Origin of the sequence: Herbaspirillum rhizosphaerae (assembly GCF_046025915.1) — a bacterium.
GTDB lineage: Bacteria > Pseudomonadota > Gammaproteobacteria > Burkholderiales > Burkholderiaceae_D > Herbaspirillum > Herbaspirillum rhizosphaerae_A.
This window is the reverse complement of record NZ_JAQQFR010000005.1, coordinates 201805-217723: the sequence shown is the minus strand read 5'-3', so window position 1 is coordinate 217723 and position 15919 is coordinate 201805. Positions and strand designations below refer to the sequence as shown.

Sequence of the window (15919 nt, the reverse complement as noted above, 5' to 3'; positions counted from 1 at the left end):
ACCAGGGCAATGCATGGATCGCGTACAAGCAATGCAGGTATTTCTTCGCGTGGTGGAGAGCAGGAGTTTTGTCCGCGCAGCAGAGACCCTGGGCTTACCGGCGTCATCAGTCACCGGCATCATCAAGAGGCTAGAAAAACATTTGCAAACACGCCTACTCAACCGTTCCACCAGAAACCTCAGCTTGACGCCAGAGGGTGAGCGATACTTTTACCGCTGCCGCGAGATACTTGACCTGATTGACGATACGGAATCCAGTCTGCAAGGGTCTGCTGAGCGGCCGCAAGGGCGACTGAGAGTGGATATGCCTGGCGGCATTGCACATGTCGTCATACTTTCTCAGTTGGAGAAATTCCAACAACGTTACCCCGATATCTACCTAATGATCGGCGTAAATGATCGTCAGGTGGACTTGGTCCAGGACGGCGTCGATTGCGTTATTCGTACCGGCAACCTCCATGACTCGACGTTGGTCGCACGCCGCCTGGGCGAGTTGCGCTGGATCACCTGCGCATCACCGTCCTACTTAGACGAAAAGGGTATTCCCGAGGATCTGAAGGATCTGCAACGTCACCGGGCGGTTCACTACTTTTCCAGCACGACGCGGCGGGGAGGCGAGTTGCATTTCATGGAGGCGGGAGACAGCGTCAATGTTCCGGTTCCCGGCACGATTGCAGTTAACGAGACTGGGTTGTACATCAAGCTGGGCCTCGACGGACTTGGCCTGTTACAGGTGGCTGAGATTTTGGTGGCGGACCATTTGCGGAACGGAGAATTAGTCGAGGTACTTGCCGACATGCGACCGGCACCTGTGCCGGTATCACTTGTTTACCCTCATCACCGCTTTCTCTCTCCGGCGATGCAAGCGTTCGCCGATTGGACAGCCAAGCTGTTCAGTAATGTAGGTTAAGGGGAGGAAGTCGCCGGTCAGGTCGGATGGGCTAGCCAGATTGTCGGAGCGGTGTCCTAGCGAATACGGAGCTGTTCTTGATCGGGTTGCGCCACTAACGAAGCGCCGAGGTTCGCAATCGGCCAAAAACGGACATAGATACTTAACAGAAGACGCATATGAATCTTCATATAATCTATACAGAATCTGCGATGCTTTTATCAAAAAAACGGTACGAATCATGGCTCGAAATTCAGCATGAGTATCCTGATTACAAAGCCTCCCTCGGACCTTGGAGCATTGAAGAAGTGGAGGAATATCTGAAGGAGGAATACTCCAAAATTCATCCTTCAGCATCAGAACAATTGCGCGGCTTCGCTAAATCCCACGACACAGTTCACATCATTTCATTTTCCTGAATATCGAAATGAAATATCTAATTGGCTGCGATGGACAAAACAGAAGGCAGCAACCGGCCAAGAGCGGACCTAGTAGGCAACCAGTACATCATTGAAATGCTTCCATGAAAAATCCATCCTTAGCGTCCAGACCTGCTCTAGCGATATTCACCATTGGCCTTGCAATATTGGTGCTGCTAGACCAAATGGACTTGGAAATCATTTTGATAATGGTGTTTCCTCTGTGCTGTACGGCTGTAGCGGCAGCTTTTTTTTGGCGCAATCTCTCTCGTCCTTGGGCCTATTCTTTTTCCACCGGTGTGGCAAGTTATGCTTGCTATTTCACATTAGACTCATATCTCGGAATTTTCTCCATACCTATACCCCAAGATGGAGCGCATTACCGGATAGTTGGAGAGCCTGGCGTCCTGGTCCTCGGCACTTTTGACATCTGGCCGTTCTGCGTATTTTTAATTTTATTCGTTTTTCTGGCCTATCTGATTTTCCGTGCCTTCTCCAAAAGGGCGATTCGGAGATGATTGCCTTATCAACAAACGATAGGTCCGCAATCGGCCAGAAGCGGACACCTTCCTGTCAGGCTTGAAAATTTTGCAGGCAGAATTTTTACTGTCACCTTCAGCGGAGAGCGGAATGGCTGGTGAGGATGGACGTCATTGAGCAAGTTGGTCATAATATTTTCCAATTAGGCCAATCTACTCCATCTTTCATCCGAGGCTCTATAAGACAATATGTCGAGCATTGCAATCACCGATCTAACTGTTGTGCCCAGGGACGTCGACAGCGTCTCGCGACCCGTAGTGGCCTTGAGTGCGACATCGGTAACAAAGGGCTGGGAAAATGCGAGGCATCAGCATCGCAAGGCGCAGCTGATTTACTCCGTACGCGGCATCCTTAACTGCGAAATCGAAGACGGTGTCTGGATTGTGCCGCCGCAGTGCGCCATATGGATACCGGGTGACTTGCCGCACGCGGCGCGGGGCGCTGGTGAAACGGAATGCTATTGCCTGTTCGTCGAGCCAGACGCCGCCCAGGGTCTTCCGAAAACCTGTTGCACGATTTCGGTATCGCCATTGCTACGTGAGTTGCTATTGAAGGTGGCCGGTTTTCCTGAGCTATACGCGCTGGGGGGACGGGAAGACCGGTTGATTGCCGCATTGCTCGATGAGCTGGTGGCCGCACCGGTGGAAGATCTACATCTGCCCATGCCGCGCGACCTCCGATTGCGTCGCCTCGCGGAAATGATGCTGGCCGATCCCACGGACAAAACTTCGAAGGCCGATTGGGCAACTCGCATTGGCATGAGCGAGCGAAGCATGAGCCGTCTTCTGTTGCACGAAATTGGAATGAGCTTCGGGCGCTGGCGTCGGCAGCTGCATGTGATCCTTGCGCTTCAACGGTTGACCAAGGGTGAAAGCGTGCAAACGGTAGCATTGGAGCTGGGGTACGAAAACGCCAGTGGGTTCATCACCATGTTCCGCAAGGCGGCGGGCAAGTCTCCGGCACGATACCTCTCGGATCGCACGGGCGGCGCGCAGCTTGCTCCCGTGCCAGGAATCATGCTCCCCGATGAAATCTCATCCTGATTAGGTAAGGCTGTCCTGGCTCGGGACCGCTGACTGCCCTCCACCGCCCGCTATCCTCTCTTGCGGAGTTGCCGACATTTCGAACACGGTATGGTGATGATGAAAAACGCCTCTTCCTCGAGAGCGAAGCCCTCCTGGAATGCCAGCGATTGCAGGTGTTTACGCAACGCAAGGGCTTCAATGAAAACAAGTCGCGCCGCAATGACAACGCAGTGTGTCGTACTGGTCATCTGGCGCTCCGGTTGACACAGAAGGCGCGTCCGCGTGTGCCTGCCGGACGAACCAGCAACCCAGCGGTCCATAAATCGTTCAGCGCTCGGTACAGGTCCTGTGCGAGGCTGTTGTGTTGAATTGCATGCTGAGGATGCGATATATCTGGCTGGCATCCAGACAGCTCGGGTCTGCGTTCTCTAGGCGCCCAACACAATGGCACTAGCAATCGTCGGTCGCAGCCCGTTCGCCTCTAGGTGTTGTCCCTGAGACGATGTCGACGATCCGGTCTTGGCACGGGCTGCCGCAGTGTTCTTTCTCTTGTGTTGGCCTGATGGCGGCTTCTTGCTGCCGAATGACGCAACCAGGTCGACGATCCGACGCGAGTCATCATATGGCTCCATATCATTCCTCTTTAGCTATGCCCGAACTCGCTTGTTCGTCGCAACGCGAATCGACATTGCTCATGGTTGGTCTGGGTCACAGCGGGGTAGTGGGGTGACCACTCACTGAAGTCCGTAGAAGCCAATGCGCCGCGGCCTGTTCCCATCCGCCACCAAGCGCCTTGAACACGCTGACCCGTGCGGAACCTAGCCGCTTGTCGGGAGCGGCCACTTGCGAACCAGCGTCGATCACACTGGCCAGCGCCACGATCACATCAAGGTAACTGATCGATTCGGCGCGGTAGCGCTGGGTTGAGGTATGGCACACCACAATTCGGCATAGCGTACCCACGCCAACAAACTTACACCTTGCAAAATTAGGTCAGAATATTTTTCAATACGGCTGGCACATGGGAATGATCGCGATTGGCCGAATCGAATAACAATCTGGCTTGGTTTCGCTATTGCGGCTTCTTATATCTATTGTTAAATGCGGCATCCAAATAAAAATGATTATTATTTATGCCCACTCTCAAAACTGCGTCGAGTTCCCGTTGGCCAATCGATATGCGCTCAAAGTCCGTCGCCTATCCTCTTCTAGACAGGCCGGACATATGCGTGGTCAGGAGTACGCCGCGCACCGTGCTGGGCTCGGCAGTTGCTGCGGCAGTTCTCATGAGCGCGCAGGGCACATTCGCCGCTGATTCAACTCAAATTCAGAACAAGGCTGGAAGCACGTCGCAAGAGGAGATAGCCTTGCCGGCAGTCACCGTCACGGACCGCAAGAATGAGGCGATCACCGAAGGCACGGGCTCCTACACCATGGATCAGACGGCCGCGGCAACGCGCCTGCCGCTGTCGCTGCAGGAAACTCCGCAGTCGGTGACGGTGATCACGCGCCAGCGTATGGATGACCAGCAATTGAATTCGGTGCAGGGCGTGCTGGAGAACACCACCGGTGTGGCGACGTACCAGTCCGACAGCGAACGGACGAGTTTCTATTCGCGTGGTTTCCTGATCAACAACGTTCAATACGACGGGATACCCACCGTCGTCGGCAATACCGTCAATGGAAGCGGAATCGGCTCGATCGATACCGCATTCTATGACCGCGTCGAGGTAGTACGCGGTGGCTCCGGCTTGTTGACCGGCACCGGCAACCCCTCGGCCGCCGTCAACCTGGTGCGCAAACTCCCGACCCGCGATTTTTCGGCGTCGGCCTCCCTCGGTACTGGTAGCTGGGATACCCACCGAGGTATGGCCGACATATCGACACCGTTGACCGAGGACGGCAGGATCCGAGCGCGCCTGGTCGGAACCTACCAGGAGGGGCACTCCTATATCGACGGATACAGGCCTGAGAGAAAGGGGGTCTACGGCATCATCGAGGCAGACCTGACGCCCAGCACCACGGTAAGCCTGGGCTATGACTACCAGGACATCACGCCCAAGGGCGCCACCTGGGGAGGTTTGCCACTATGGTTCAGCGACCGCACGCAGGCGCAGTATTCACGTTCCAGCAGCTACGCACAGGATTGGAGCCATTGGGACAACACCCTTAAGACGGCGTTTGCCGGGATCGAGCACCGTTTCGACAACGGCTGGAAACTCCGGGCCATCGCTAACCAGTACCGCACTGACTATGATGCTGAACTGCTCGGCCTAGTCGGACGCCCAGATCGCGCCACCGGACTGGGTACTTTCCCCAATGGGGCTTATCCAGTCGCACTGGCCTCCGCAGGTCGCAGTCGTCAAAATACCTTCGACGTGATGGCGAGCGGGCCCTTCGAACTGCTGGGTCGCCAGCATGAGTTGGTGGTGGGGGCGACGACTTCACGCCGCACAGCCAGCCAGAGGGATATTGCGCCGTTCTATTCCTCCTTTACGCCGGTCAATGTCTATGACCTGAGCCAGCCCTATCCTCGCCCTGACTTCGATGCCAGGAGTGCGACATTGAGCGACACGCGGATCAAGCAAAGCGGTGTCTACAGCACAGCCCGGTTTTCCCTGGCCGAACCTCTGAAGCTTATTGTTGGCGGTCGCTTCAGCAACTACGAAGTCGACGACAACGCCGGTGGCACATCGCTGCACTACAAAAAGAGCAATGAATTCACGCCCTATGCCGGCGTGATCTACGACATCAACAAGATCTATTCGGCCTACCTCAGCTACACGGGTATCTTCAATCCGCAAACCGACTATCGGGACAGCAAGGGCAATGTGCTCACGCCGTCCAAGGGAAAAACCAAGGAAGTCGGCCTCAAGGGTGCTTACATGGAGGGGCGTCTGAATGCCTCGCTGGCGGTGTTTGAGACCGAGCTGGACAACGCGGCACAGATAGTAGCCGGCACCTTCACGCCGGGCGGTGCCCAAGCCTATCAGAGCGTGAATGGCACGAAGTCGCGTGGCATCGAGCTGGACTTGCAGGGTGAGCTGACGCGCGGCTGGAATATCTACGCGGGCATCGCCCACTTTACGGCGCAAGACGGCAATGGCGTCCGTTTGAATTCGCAAATACCGCGCACCACAGCCCAGTTTTTCAGCACCTACCAGTTGCCCGGAGAGTGGAGCAAGTTGACACTCGGCGGCGGCGTCAAATGGCAAAGCCGCATCTACGAGGCACCCAGCACTGGCACCAGCACGTTAGGCGGGGAACAAGCTTCCTATGCGCTGGTATCCCTGATGGGACGTTACGCCATCACGAACAAGACCAGTGTGGACGTCAACCTCAACAACCTGTTCGACAAAAAGTACGCGCTACAGAAGGGCGACTTCGATACCGTGACCTATGGCGCACCACGCAGCCTGATGGTGACGCTGAACTATCGGTATTGATTGGCCCGCAGGCAAAAAGCTTCACCCTTTGGAAATCCCCAGACATACAACCATTTATTATCGAGAAAGCGCCTATGCCCCCTAATACTCCCCTAAGCCCCGCGCACGACCTGGCCACGAACAACGGAAACAAGGTCACCTTGTACTGGCTGACGACGGCCGTTGGAGCCGTGCTCTTTGTGACTTTCCAATTGTTCTTCTACGTCAACGACTTTGTGAGAGCGCAGGGAGCGACACCGGCAATTACGTTTGAGCCCGACGTACTGTGGATGTTTTCCGCATTCTACGGCTCTTGGATCGTCACGGTGCTCCTCGCGCTGATCGGTACCCGTACGGCTCAACGGGTTGTCCTAGTCCTCGGCAGCCTGCTTGTCGTCCTCAATACCTTAGGCGGAATCTCCGACGGGTTACGCGACGGCTGGCACGTTACCTTCTCGGCAGTGTTTTTCATTTCGTTGCCTGGTGTGTTCGCTATTGCGGTCACCTGGCGTCACATCAAAAGTAAAGGAAACGACCATGTCGATGAATAGTTCTAACTTCCCTTTTGTCTGGATGAGTCTTACGCAAGAACCCGGCCATGATCATGAGAAGGACTTCGCCGAATTGGAGGCCAATTTGCAGCGCGGAGAGCCCTTCGTACTCTTGACCGATACAGCACCTGCCGAAGACCATGAGCACTCTCCGGAAGAAAAGAAGCGCACCGCGCTCTGGATGAAAAAACACAAGGCTGAATTGCGAAAGTTGGTTGTGGCAATGATCCTTGTCGAACCCAACTCGGCAAAACGTCTTGGATTCAAGGCCTTTGCGGTCGTTTTTGCCAAATTCTGGGGCTACCCTCTACTTCTTGCTGCCGCACGTGAGCAGGCCATGGAGATGGCAAGAGAACTACTCCTGAAGAATGGAAAGTCATCCTACTGATGACTCACTCTGGTGTCTGATCATCCATGGCACCGGACGTTCCAGCGAGCCTCAGAGCGCTCCTCCTGACCTGTTGGTCAGGGTCTCACAGCTCCACTACCTTCGGGCGCGTATTAGGTCCGCCGAAAGATCAAACGCGGCCGACTTTGACTTATTCTAGAAGCCCTTCATCAAAGCCTTTCTATATGGCTCAGTGCTGAGGCAGTCAATTCTGCGGGCAAATCAACACCCAGATTGCGCGACGCCGCGTGGAGCTTGTTCAGAAACGCAAAATGTTGCGAAGATAGCTTATGAGAATGGCCGCAATCGCCAAAACCGGTCGCTCAAGTAATCACCCATTAAAACCTCACACCAATGATGCACCGCCCAGCTGATGCCGAAGTTGTTCTCCGTCTTACGTCTACCAGATAGCAACCAAGATAAAATATTCACTGACAAGCAGTTACTCCGGATGTTGCATAAGTTCTATAGTGTGGCCGTCAGGTCCTCGGGTGTAGACCATGATTGTTCCGCTAGGCGCAGTTTGCGGTTCGCCGGTTGCCGTCCATCCATAAGGGGCCATGCGATTTAGCATTGCGCGCAGATCGGTCACGGCAAACGTCAAATGAGCCGAACCGACGTCGCATGGACGTTGTTTCAAAACCACGCGGTCTTCCGGCGAATCGTACTCAACCAGCTCAACTCTATATCCATCGGGCCCCTCTAGGAGAGCGTTTCTTAAATAAGCCCCCGACACCCCGACCACTTGTTCCATCGCGTGCCCACCGCCAAGCTCTTTGCGGTACACGAGTTGAAAGCCGAGGACCTCAGTCCAGAAATCAAGTACGCCATCGATCGACGCGACAGTCAGCCCAGTGTGCTCGGTGCGCAATACGGTAGAGGTTTGGTCGTTCATAGGTGCATCCTGTTAACAATCGAGGCCGCAGATTTATGCGAGAGGTAAGAATCCGGTCTGGACCTCCCCCATCACTTTAACAGATGACCGTTATGGGCGGCTTCAGTCGGGAGTGACAATCTGTGATTTTTGCAGCAGAGCAAGCTGCTATCCTGAATGCCGTCGACCGAGTTCGCCCATCACAGTGAAGCTATCGGCCAGAAACAGACATTGAAAAAAAAGAAGACGAAGTCATGATTACAAAAGAAAACGCACCTGTCGGATGGGCTTTGCTGATATCTGAATTGGAAGATGCAAAAGAACATCTCTCTACTTTGATCGAGAATATGCACCAGGATTCAGAGTATGACAACGCTAATCTGCGGATTGATCTTGGACATGTATTTGCGCATCTCAATAGAGCATGGCATCGCCGTGACATTCGCGAAGACCTGAGTGATGTGGAGTGGGAGAAAGCCAGCCAATTCCCTGCGGATATTGAACCGTTATGAATAGTTGACTAACGACGTCCGCAATCGGCAAAAATAGCCCAATTAATTTGGGCTATTTTTTTAAATACGGGTGCTGGCTGCAGGACTTGAACCCGCCACCCCCTGATTACAAGTCAGGCGCTCTCCACGGGCACAAACTCTTCAATCAGCAAATTCGCCGGGAAGCAGACCGTGAAGGTACTTCCTTTGTCTGGTATCGATTCGACTCCCAGCGTGGCGCGATGGCGCAGGAGGACGTGGCGGACGATGGCGAGGCCGAGGCCGGTGCCTTGGGTTTCGCGCGAGCGGCTCTTGTCGACGCGGTAGAAACGTTCCGTCAGACGTGATATGTGTTCCTGGCTGATGCCGATGCCGTTGTCCTTGACGACAAATTGCGCGCCGCCGCCCTGCTTGCGTTCCCAGTACAGTTTGATGGCGCCGTCTTGCGGCGTATAGCGCACGGCGTTGGAGACCAAGTTGCTGAAGGCGCTGCGCAGTTCATCGACATTGCCTTGCAGATCGGGGCCGTCCGCTTCCAGCGTGATCGTGTGCTTGCCCGCTGAAAGCGCCTTGGCTTCTTCGAGGATACCTTCCAGTAGCGGACGCACATGCACGCGCTCGGAACGCAAAGGATAGTCGACCGACTCCAGCCGCGTCAGCGTCAGCATGTCGCCGATCAGGTTTTGCATGCGCTGGCCTTGCTCGGTCATGAGCTTGAGGTGCGACGTACGGACTGCCGTATCGAGGTTGGGTTGAGCCAGAGCAATCTCGAGGAAACCGTTGATGACCGTCAGCGGTGTGCGCAGCTCATGCGAGGCATTGGCGATGAAGTCGCGGCGCATCATGTCGATGCGCTCCGACTCGGTCGCGTCGTGCGTGACGAGAATCTGGCGGCGGTTTTCGAAAGGAATGATCTGCACGATCAGCTTGCGCTCCTGCACGCTCAGAATCAGCGGCTGCTCATAGCGGCCGAGGATAATGTAATCGATGAAGGCAGGATTGCGAATCAGGTTGGTCACACGCATGCCTTTGTCGCGTTCGAGCTGCAAACCCAGATGTCTTTGCGCCGCCGGGTTGCACCATTCAAGAAACAGCACATCGTCCATGATGACCACGCCATCCGGCAACAGGCTCATCGCCTGACGGAAGCGCGCCAGCCATTCGGCCAGTTCAATCTGATTTTTTTCGTCGTCGCGGCGCATGCGGTACAGGCGGGCGAAGATATCCGTCCAGGCGCCCCAGCCGTCCGGCAGTTTGGATTGATGCGGATTGTCGAGCCAACTGCCGAGACGGAACAGATAGTGCAGTTGCGTAAACGCCAGCGCACCCATACCGATGAGGGCGAGGATCAACCCGGCGGTGGCGCCGAAGAAAAACCAGACAATACCGACGCCGGCCAGGCAAATCAAAAAGCGCAAGGCAGCCGGAACCCAAAACAGCAGCTGTGGACTCATGTAAAACTCATTATTCAGAACTGGATTAACTCGATTATCGCGATGACGAATGAGTATCCAGTATAGAGGTCTTTCGGGGTTCCCAATGTCTCCAGAGGGGTCGCGCCTGCCGGCAAGTGCCAGCGTGTGTCTTTTTTGTTATTTTGCAGACAACATATAGCCGACGCTGCGCACGGTCTTGATCAACTGCTCGGCTTCGCGCAAAGCCTTCCGCAGGCGTAGCACATGCACGTCGACGGTTCGCTCTTCAATAACGACGTGGTCGCCCCAGACGCGGTCGAGCAGCTGGCTGCGCGAGAATACCCGGTCGGGATGCGCCATGAAGAACTTCAACAACTTGTATTCGGCGTGGCCGATGTCGATCTTGTCGCCGTTCAGGGCCACCGAGCAACTGGCCGGATCCAGCGTGACTGGACCGACAATCATTTCTTCCTGGGCAAACTCGGGGCTCTTGCGGCGCAGCAGCGCCTTGATGCGCGCCGTCAGTTCGCGTGGTGAAAATGGCTTGGTGATGTAGTCGTCAGCACCATTGTCGAGGCCGGCGATCTTGTCTTCTTCCATGCTCTTGGCGGTCAGCATGATCACCGACAGCTGCTGCAACTGACGGTCGCCACGAATGCGCGACAGCAGGTGCAGGCCGCTGCGATCCGGCAGCATCCAGTCCAGCAGCACCAGTTGCGGTGCGCGGCGCTGGACGAACTCCCACGCTGCTGCCGTGTTCGATACCACGAAGCTGGACCAGCCTGCTTCTTTGAGCGTGAAGGCAATCAGCTCGGCAATCGACGGTTCGTCTTCAACGATCAGGATGGTAGTCATGGAGTTGCGCTGTCAGTATTGATCAAGGATAACGCCAGATACTCAGTCTTCTTCAGTTTCGAGGATCTTCGCCGCACCGAAATCGGTGTGACGGATATCCTTGCCGCCGACGACGTAGATCACGTATTCGCCGATGTTCTTGGCGTGGTCGCCGATACGCTCAATCGCCTTGGCCACCCACAGCGTGTCGATCGACGCCGAGATCGTGCGCGGATCTTCCATCATGAACGTCGCCAGGCTGCGTGTGATCGAACGGAAGCCGTGATCGATGCTGGCGTCCTGTGCGATCAATGCAGTCGCTTGTTCGGTGTCGAGACGTGCGAAAGAATCCAGCGCGCTGCGCAGCATTTCAGAAGCTTCTTCGGCGATGACGCGCACGGTTTCGTAATGATTGATCGGGCCGATGCCGCGCTTGTGCAGGTGAATCGCGTTGCGTGCGATCTTGGTCGCTTCGTCGCCGACGCGTTCCAGATCGGTAATGATCTTGATGGTCGCCATCACGGTACGCAGATCGTTGGCGGTCGGTTGGCGACGTACGATCAGGTGGCTGCAAGCGTCGTCGAGTTCGACTTCCAGGCGATTGACAGCCTCGTCGTCCTTCATCACGCGCGCTGCCAGCTCCAGATTACCGGTGCGGAAAGCGGCAATGGCATCCTGGAACTGACGCTCCACCATGCCGCCCATGGCCAGCACGTTGGAACGGATAGTTTCCAGATCAGCATCGTATTGCTTGGAAGAGTGATCGCCTGTCATGTCACGTCCTTAGAAAATGTATAAATATTTATTAACAACCAACCGGCCTCAAGAGGTGAGGCAGAAGAACTTATTCGACTGCCCTTGAATCGTTGTATCGGCGTAGCGAGCGGCGTGAGTTTGTGTCGAGAAGCGCAGCCGCAAAATCGCGTCGCGCAGTAGCCGAGACAATGATTCAATTAACCAAAACGACCGGTGATGTAGTCTTGGGTCTCTTTGCGTGCCGGATTCATGAAAATCTGGTCGGTCTCGCCAAACTCCATCAATTCGCCCAGGTACATGTAGGCGGTGTAATCCGAGCAACGCGCCGCTTGTTGCATGTTGTGCGTGACGATGGCGATGGTGTAGTCGTTCTTCAGTTCGCCGATCAGTTCTTCCACCTTGGCGGTCGAGATCGGATCCAGCGCCGATGTCGGCTCGTCCAGCAGCAGCACTTCAGGCTTGACCGCGACGCCGCGGGCGATGCACAGACGTTGTTGCTGACCGCCCGACAGGGACAGGCCGCTCTTGTTCAGCTTGTCTTTGACTTCGCCCCACAATGCAGCTTTGTTCAAAGCCCATTCGACGCGCTCGTCCATTTCGCCTTTAGGCAGGTTTTCGTACAGACGGATACCGAAAGCGATGTTGTCGTAGACCGACATCGGGAACGGTGTCGGCTTCTGGAACACCATGCCGACCTTGGCGCGCAGCATGTTCAAGTCCTGGCCCGGTTCAAGGATGTTCTTGCCGGCGTACATGATCTTGCCTTCAGCGCGTTGACCTGGGTACAGGTCATACATGCGGTTGAAGGTGCGCAGCAGTGTCGATTTGCCGCAGCCCGATGGGCCGATGAAGGCGGTAACCTTGCCTTCGAAGATGTTCATGTTGATGTTCTTCAGGCCCTGAAAACCACCGTAGTAGAAATTCAGCTGAGAAATTTCAATGGTCGATTTCTTGTCTGCAGTTGCGGATGTCTGAGTAGTCATAGTGTTCTCTTGTCGATTCACTTATCTGGATTCGCTGGGATCGCTTGTTTCTTTAGCCGGGAACGCGTTGGCTAAACATGGTTCGGGACAGGATGTTCAGGGCGAGGACACTGAACGTGATCAGCAAGGCGCCACCCCATGCAAGTGCGACCCAGTTGTCGTAAGGACTCATGGCGAACTGGTTGATCACCACCGGCAGGTTGGCGATCGGTTGATTCATGTTGGTGCTGAAGAACTGGTTGTTGAGCGCAGTGAACAGCAGCGGCGCAGTCTCACCGGAAATACGCGCCACCGCCAGCAGCACGCCGGTCACGACGCCCGCTTTGACAGCGCGTAGACGGATCATCATCGCAACTTTCCAGCGCGGTGCGCCGAGCGAGAATGCGGCTTCACGCAGACTGCTTGGCACCAGCTTCAACATGTTGTCGGTCGTACGTACTACCACCGGAATCGCAATCAGCGAGATGGCAAATGTACCTGCCCAGCCTGAGAAGTGGCCGACGTTGGCGACGTAGATCGCGTAGACGAACAGACCGATGACGATCGATGGCGCCGACAGCATGATGTCGGTGACAAAACGTGTGGTCTGCGCCAGCTTGCTCTCTTCGCCGTATTCCGCCAGGTAGATGCCGGCCAGGATACCGATCGGCGTGCTGATCAGCGTACCGAGGCCGACCATCATCAGGCTGCCGATGATCGGGTTGAGCAGACCACCGCCGTCGCCACCCGGCGATGGGGTGTTTTGCGTGAGCATGCCGATGTTGATCGCGCTGAAACCCTTGATCACCAGCGTCAGCAGAATCCAGGCCAGAACGATCAGGCCGGCTGCCATCGCCAGAAAAGAGAACAGCATGCCGATGCGATGTTGCAGCAGACGGCGGCGATACACCGGGTTCATTGGCGAATTCAGTTCAGGCTTGGCGTGAGCTGCTTGTGTTGCTTGTGTTGCTTGCGCCGGAGCGGTCGTTTGATTTGCAGGTTGATTCATTATTTTGCACCTTCCTTGCGTGTCATACCCATCAACATGATCTTCGCCACCGACAACACGATGAAGGTGATCACGAACAGGATCAGACCGAGGGCGAAGAGCGACGACACGTGCAGTGTCGACGATGCTTCGGCGATTTCATTGGCGAGTGTGGAGGCGATACTGTTGCCTGCGGCGAACAGCGACCACGACAAACGGTGCGAGTTACCGATCACGAAAGTGACCGCCATTGTTTCACCCAGTGCGCGGCCGAGGCCGAGCATGACGCCGCCAACCACACCGGTCTTGGTGTAAGGCAGCACCACCTTGCGCACCACTTCCCAACGGGTACAGCCGAGGCCGTAAGCGGATTCTTTCAACACAGCCGGCACGACTTCAAACACGTCGCGCATCACGGAGGCGATGAACGGGATGATCATGACCGACAGGATCAGGCCGGCAGTCATGATGCCGATACCCATGGTCGGCCCCTGGAACAAGGCGCCGATCACCGGCAGTTGACCAATGGTGGCTTTCAGGAAAGGCTGGCCGTATTCTGCAAACAGCGGTGCGAATACAAACAAACCCCACATGCCGTAAATGATGCTTGGCACGCCGGCCAGCAGCTCGACTGCCGTACCGAGCGGACGACGCAGACGGCTCGGGCAGATTTCAGTCAGGAACAGTGCGATACCGAAGCTGACCGGAAAAGCGATCAGCAGCGCAATCAGCGAAGTGGTCAGCGTGCCGACGATGGCAATCGCTGCGCCGTATTGGTCATTGACCGGATCCCACTCCACGCGCGTGATGAAGCCGGGGCCAAATTCATGGAAGGCCGGCCAGGCGCCGATGAAGAGGGAAACAATAATCCCGCCGAGCATCAGCAATACCGACAATGCGAAGATCAGCGTGACTTTATGAAAAAGGAAATCTTGAATGCGTTGCTTGCGCATCGTTGCCAACAGCTCTTCATGAGCTTGCTGCGCAGACGTATCTACGGGAGGCTTACCTAGATCGGTGTTCGACATGGTCGTGGCAGAGATGTTTGAGCTCATTGTTTTCACCATTTAGTAGCGGGCTGCAGAGACCTCATGATCTGCTGCAGCCCTGCCTTGTTTCAGTTAGTGCACATTTGGTACGCCGCTTGGGCGTACCCGGGGCAGTACTGAATACTGATTACCAGATTGCCTTGCCGGAGCTGTCCTTGACATTGGCTTTCCAGGAATCTTCAACCAGCTTGGTGACCGATGCTGGCAGTGGCACGTAGTCCAGATCAGCAGCTGCAGCGCCGCCGTTCTTGTAGGCCCAGTCGAAGAACTTCAGGACTTCCTTACCCTTGGCGCCGTCAGCAACTTGTGCTTTGTGCAGCAGGATGAAGGTTGCGCTGCTGATAGGCCAGCTGTTCTTGCCGGCTGCATCAGTGAAGTCAACTGCGAAACCTGGAGTCTTGGCCCAGTCAGCAGCAGCAGTAGCTGCCTTGAATGTCGCGTCGTCAGGCGACACGAAAGTGCCGTCCTTGTTCTTCAGCTGGGTGTAGTTCAGCTTGTTCTTCTTCACGTAAGCGTATTCGACGTAGCCGATTGCGCCCTTGACCTTTTGAACGTTGGCTGCGACACCTTCGTTACCCTTGCCGCCCACGCCGACTGGCCACTTGACTGCAGTGCCTGCGCCGATCTTCGACTTGAAGTCAGCGTTAGCCTTCGACAGGTAGCTGGTGAACACGAACGATGTGCCCGAACCGTCGGAACGGTAGACCACAGTGATGTCTTCTGCCGGCAGCTTGACGCCTGCGTTCAGAGCAGCGATTTCAGGAGCATTCCACTTGGTGATCTTGCCCGCGTAGATGTCGCCCAGTACTTGACCGGACAGCTTGACCTGGCCTGGAGTAGTACCTTCCAGGTTGATGACCGGCACAACACCGCCGACCACTGCCGGGAATTGTGTCAGACCGTCAGCTTCGAGTTCGGCTTGCGACAGAGGAGCATCGGATGCGCCGAAGTCAACAGTCTTTGCCTTGATTTGCTTGATGCCGCCACCGGAACCGATGGATTGGTAGTTCAGGCTGTTACCAGTAGCAGCCTTGTACGATTCTGCCCATTTGGCGTAAATCGGGTACGGAAACGATGCGCCTGCGCCGGTGATTTCTGCTGCATGTGCTGCTGCAGAAAACGCGACCGTGCCGCACACTGCTACCGCAACAGATTTAAGAATGTGATTAAACCCCATGTCTTGCTCCTTTGTTTGACGAGATAGTTTGTCGAAGAACCCATTTCATAAATCGTCGTCTCAGCGATTGCGTGCCCGTTCAAGCGACGTCTTTATGGAATGAGTTCCAGGGACGGGGTGAACTTTAACCAGCAAA

17 protein-coding genes are annotated in these 15919 nt (G+C 55.5%); 8 read left to right on the top strand and 9 right to left on the bottom strand.

The window, feature by feature from the left end; genetic code table 11:
* Positions 1 to 13 precede the first annotated feature (13 nt).
* The 4 genes from PQR63_RS09705 (at position 14) to PQR63_RS09690 (ending at position 2891) form a co-directional block, all read left to right on the top strand.
* A complete protein-coding gene (locus tag PQR63_RS09705) occupies positions 14 to 910 on the top strand; it encodes a LysR family transcriptional regulator (RefSeq protein ID WP_408167651.1) in 897 nt (298 codons plus the stop codon).
* Between the two features lie 158 nt (positions 911 to 1068).
* Positions 1069 to 1308, top strand: coding sequence for a hypothetical protein (locus PQR63_RS09700; RefSeq protein WP_408167650.1), 240 nt, complete (start codon positions 1069 to 1071; stop codon positions 1306 to 1308).
* A 104-nt stretch (positions 1309 to 1412) separates the two neighbouring features.
* A complete protein-coding gene (locus PQR63_RS09695; RefSeq protein WP_408167649.1) occupies positions 1413 to 1826 on the top strand; it encodes a hypothetical protein in 414 nt (137 codons plus the stop codon).
* Positions 1827 to 2036: 210 nt separating this feature from the next.
* Positions 2037 to 2891, top strand: a complete 855-nt coding sequence (locus PQR63_RS09690) for an AraC family transcriptional regulator (protein ID WP_408167648.1) — start codon at positions 2037 to 2039, stop codon at positions 2889 to 2891.
* Positions 2892 to 3581: 690 nt separating this feature from the next.
* Here PQR63_RS09690 and PQR63_RS09685 read toward each other — a convergent pair.
* Positions 3582 to 3812: a hypothetical protein gene (locus PQR63_RS09685; protein ID WP_408167647.1), complete on the bottom strand. Its 231-nt coding sequence runs from the start codon at positions 3810 to 3812 to the stop codon at positions 3582 to 3584.
* Positions 3813 to 4159: 347 nt separating this feature from the next.
* On the opposite strand from PQR63_RS09685, the gene PQR63_RS09680 reads away from it, so the two are divergent.
* From PQR63_RS09680 to PQR63_RS09670, 3 genes are all read left to right on the top strand, one after another.
* Positions 4160 to 6319: a TonB-dependent siderophore receptor gene (locus PQR63_RS09680; protein ID WP_408167646.1), complete on the top strand. Its 2160-nt coding sequence runs from the start codon at positions 4160 to 4162 to the stop codon at positions 6317 to 6319.
* 74 nt (positions 6320 to 6393) lie between these two features.
* Entirely contained in the window at positions 6394 to 6849 is a 456-nt protein-coding gene (locus PQR63_RS09675) for a hypothetical protein (RefSeq protein WP_408167644.1), read from the top strand.
* Positions 6836 to 7237 (top strand): hypothetical protein, encoded by a 402-nt coding sequence (locus tag PQR63_RS09670; RefSeq protein WP_408167643.1) that lies wholly within the window; start codon positions 6836 to 6838, stop codon positions 7235 to 7237. The genes PQR63_RS09675 and PQR63_RS09670 overlap by 14 nt, the downstream gene beginning before the upstream one ends.
* A 442-nt stretch (positions 7238 to 7679) precedes the next feature.
* On the opposite strand, the gene PQR63_RS09665 is transcribed toward PQR63_RS09670, so the two are convergent.
* Positions 7680 to 8132, bottom strand: coding sequence for a VOC family protein (locus PQR63_RS09665; protein WP_408167642.1), 453 nt, complete (start codon positions 8130 to 8132; stop codon positions 7680 to 7682).
* Between the two features lie 233 nt (positions 8133 to 8365).
* Between PQR63_RS09665 and PQR63_RS09660 the strand changes: the two genes are divergently transcribed.
* On the top strand, positions 8366 to 8623 hold the full coding sequence (locus PQR63_RS09660) for a hypothetical protein (RefSeq protein WP_408167641.1): 258 nt from the start codon (positions 8366 to 8368) through the stop codon (positions 8621 to 8623).
* A 113-nt stretch (positions 8624 to 8736) separates the two neighbouring features.
* Here PQR63_RS09660 and phoR read toward each other — a convergent pair whose 3' ends face one another.
* From phoR to pstS, 7 genes are all read right to left on the bottom strand, one after another.
* The gene (gene phoR / locus PQR63_RS09655) at positions 8737 to 10056 is read right to left on the bottom strand and encodes a phosphate regulon sensor histidine kinase PhoR (protein WP_408167640.1); all 1320 of its coding nucleotides are present in this window, start codon (positions 10054 to 10056) and stop codon (positions 8737 to 8739) included.
* A gap of 138 nt (positions 10057 to 10194) precedes the next feature.
* Positions 10195 to 10872, bottom strand: a complete 678-nt coding sequence (locus PQR63_RS09650) for a response regulator (protein ID WP_408167639.1) — start codon at positions 10870 to 10872, stop codon at positions 10195 to 10197.
* A 42-nt stretch (positions 10873 to 10914) separates the two neighbouring features.
* Positions 10915 to 11625 carry a phosphate signaling complex protein PhoU gene (gene phoU / locus PQR63_RS09645; RefSeq protein WP_408167638.1) on the bottom strand — a complete coding sequence of 237 codons (711 nt, stop codon included), beginning with the start codon at positions 11623 to 11625 and terminating at the stop codon, positions 10915 to 10917.
* A 179-nt stretch (positions 11626 to 11804) separates the two neighbouring features.
* A complete protein-coding gene (gene pstB / locus PQR63_RS09640; protein WP_408167637.1) occupies positions 11805 to 12590 on the bottom strand; it encodes a phosphate ABC transporter ATP-binding protein PstB in 786 nt (261 codons plus the stop codon).
* Between the two features lie 52 nt (positions 12591 to 12642).
* Entirely contained in the window at positions 12643 to 13488 is an 846-nt protein-coding gene (pstA, locus tag PQR63_RS09635; RefSeq protein ID WP_408167787.1) for a phosphate ABC transporter permease PstA, read from the bottom strand.
* Positions 13489 to 13577: 89 nt separating this feature from the next.
* Entirely contained in the window at positions 13578 to 14612 is a 1035-nt protein-coding gene (gene pstC / locus PQR63_RS09630; protein ID WP_408167636.1) for a phosphate ABC transporter permease subunit PstC, read from the bottom strand.
* A gap of 121 nt (positions 14613 to 14733) precedes the next feature.
* A complete protein-coding gene (gene pstS, locus PQR63_RS09625; protein WP_408167635.1) occupies positions 14734 to 15783 on the bottom strand; it encodes a phosphate ABC transporter substrate-binding protein PstS in 1050 nt (349 codons plus the stop codon).
* Positions 15784 to 15919 lie beyond the last annotated feature (136 nt).

Bases quoted from the DNA above. Each gene is read 5' to 3' on its own strand.
- PQR63_RS09705 (WP_408167651.1), top strand. From the start codon at position 14: ATGGATCGCGTACAAGCAATGCAGGTATTTCTTCGCGTGGTGGAGAGC.
- PQR63_RS09660 (WP_408167641.1), top strand. From the start codon at position 8,366: ATGATTACAAAAGAAAACGCACCTGTCGGATGGGCTTTGCTGATATCT.
- PQR63_RS09690 (WP_408167648.1), top strand. From the start codon at position 2,037: ATGTCGAGCATTGCAATCACCGATCTAACTGTTGTGCCCAGGGACGTC.
- PQR63_RS09680 (WP_408167646.1), top strand. From the start codon at position 4,160: ATGAGCGCGCAGGGCACATTCGCCGCTGATTCAACTCAAATTCAGAAC.
- pstB (WP_408167637.1), bottom strand. From the start codon at position 12,590: ATGACTACTCAGACATCCGCAACTGCAGACAAGAAATCGACCATTGAA.
- pstC (WP_408167636.1), bottom strand. From the start codon at position 14,612: ATGAGCTCAAACATCTCTGCCACGACCATGTCGAACACCGATCTAGGT.
- PQR63_RS09675 (WP_408167644.1), top strand. From the start codon at position 6,394: ATGCCCCCTAATACTCCCCTAAGCCCCGCGCACGACCTGGCCACGAAC.
- PQR63_RS09670 (WP_408167643.1), top strand. From the start codon at position 6,836: ATGTCGATGAATAGTTCTAACTTCCCTTTTGTCTGGATGAGTCTTACG.
- pstA (WP_408167787.1), bottom strand. From the start codon at position 13,488: ATGAACCCGGTGTATCGCCGCCGTCTGCTGCAACATCGCATCGGCATG.
- phoR (WP_408167640.1), bottom strand. From the start codon at position 10,056: ATGAGTCCACAGCTGCTGTTTTGGGTTCCGGCTGCCTTGCGCTTTTTG.
- pstS (WP_408167635.1), bottom strand. From the start codon at position 15,783: ATGGGGTTTAATCACATTCTTAAATCTGTTGCGGTAGCAGTGTGCGGC.
- PQR63_RS09695 (WP_408167649.1), top strand. From the start codon at position 1,413: ATGAAAAATCCATCCTTAGCGTCCAGACCTGCTCTAGCGATATTCACC.
- PQR63_RS09700 (WP_408167650.1), top strand. From the start codon at position 1,069: ATGAATCTTCATATAATCTATACAGAATCTGCGATGCTTTTATCAAAA.
- PQR63_RS09650 (WP_408167639.1), bottom strand. From the start codon at position 10,872: ATGACTACCATCCTGATCGTTGAAGACGAACCGTCGATTGCCGAGCTG.
- phoU (WP_408167638.1), bottom strand. From the start codon at position 11,625: ATGACAGGCGATCACTCTTCCAAGCAATACGATGCTGATCTGGAAACT.
- PQR63_RS09665 (WP_408167642.1), bottom strand. From the start codon at position 8,132: ATGAACGACCAAACCTCTACCGTATTGCGCACCGAGCACACTGGGCTG.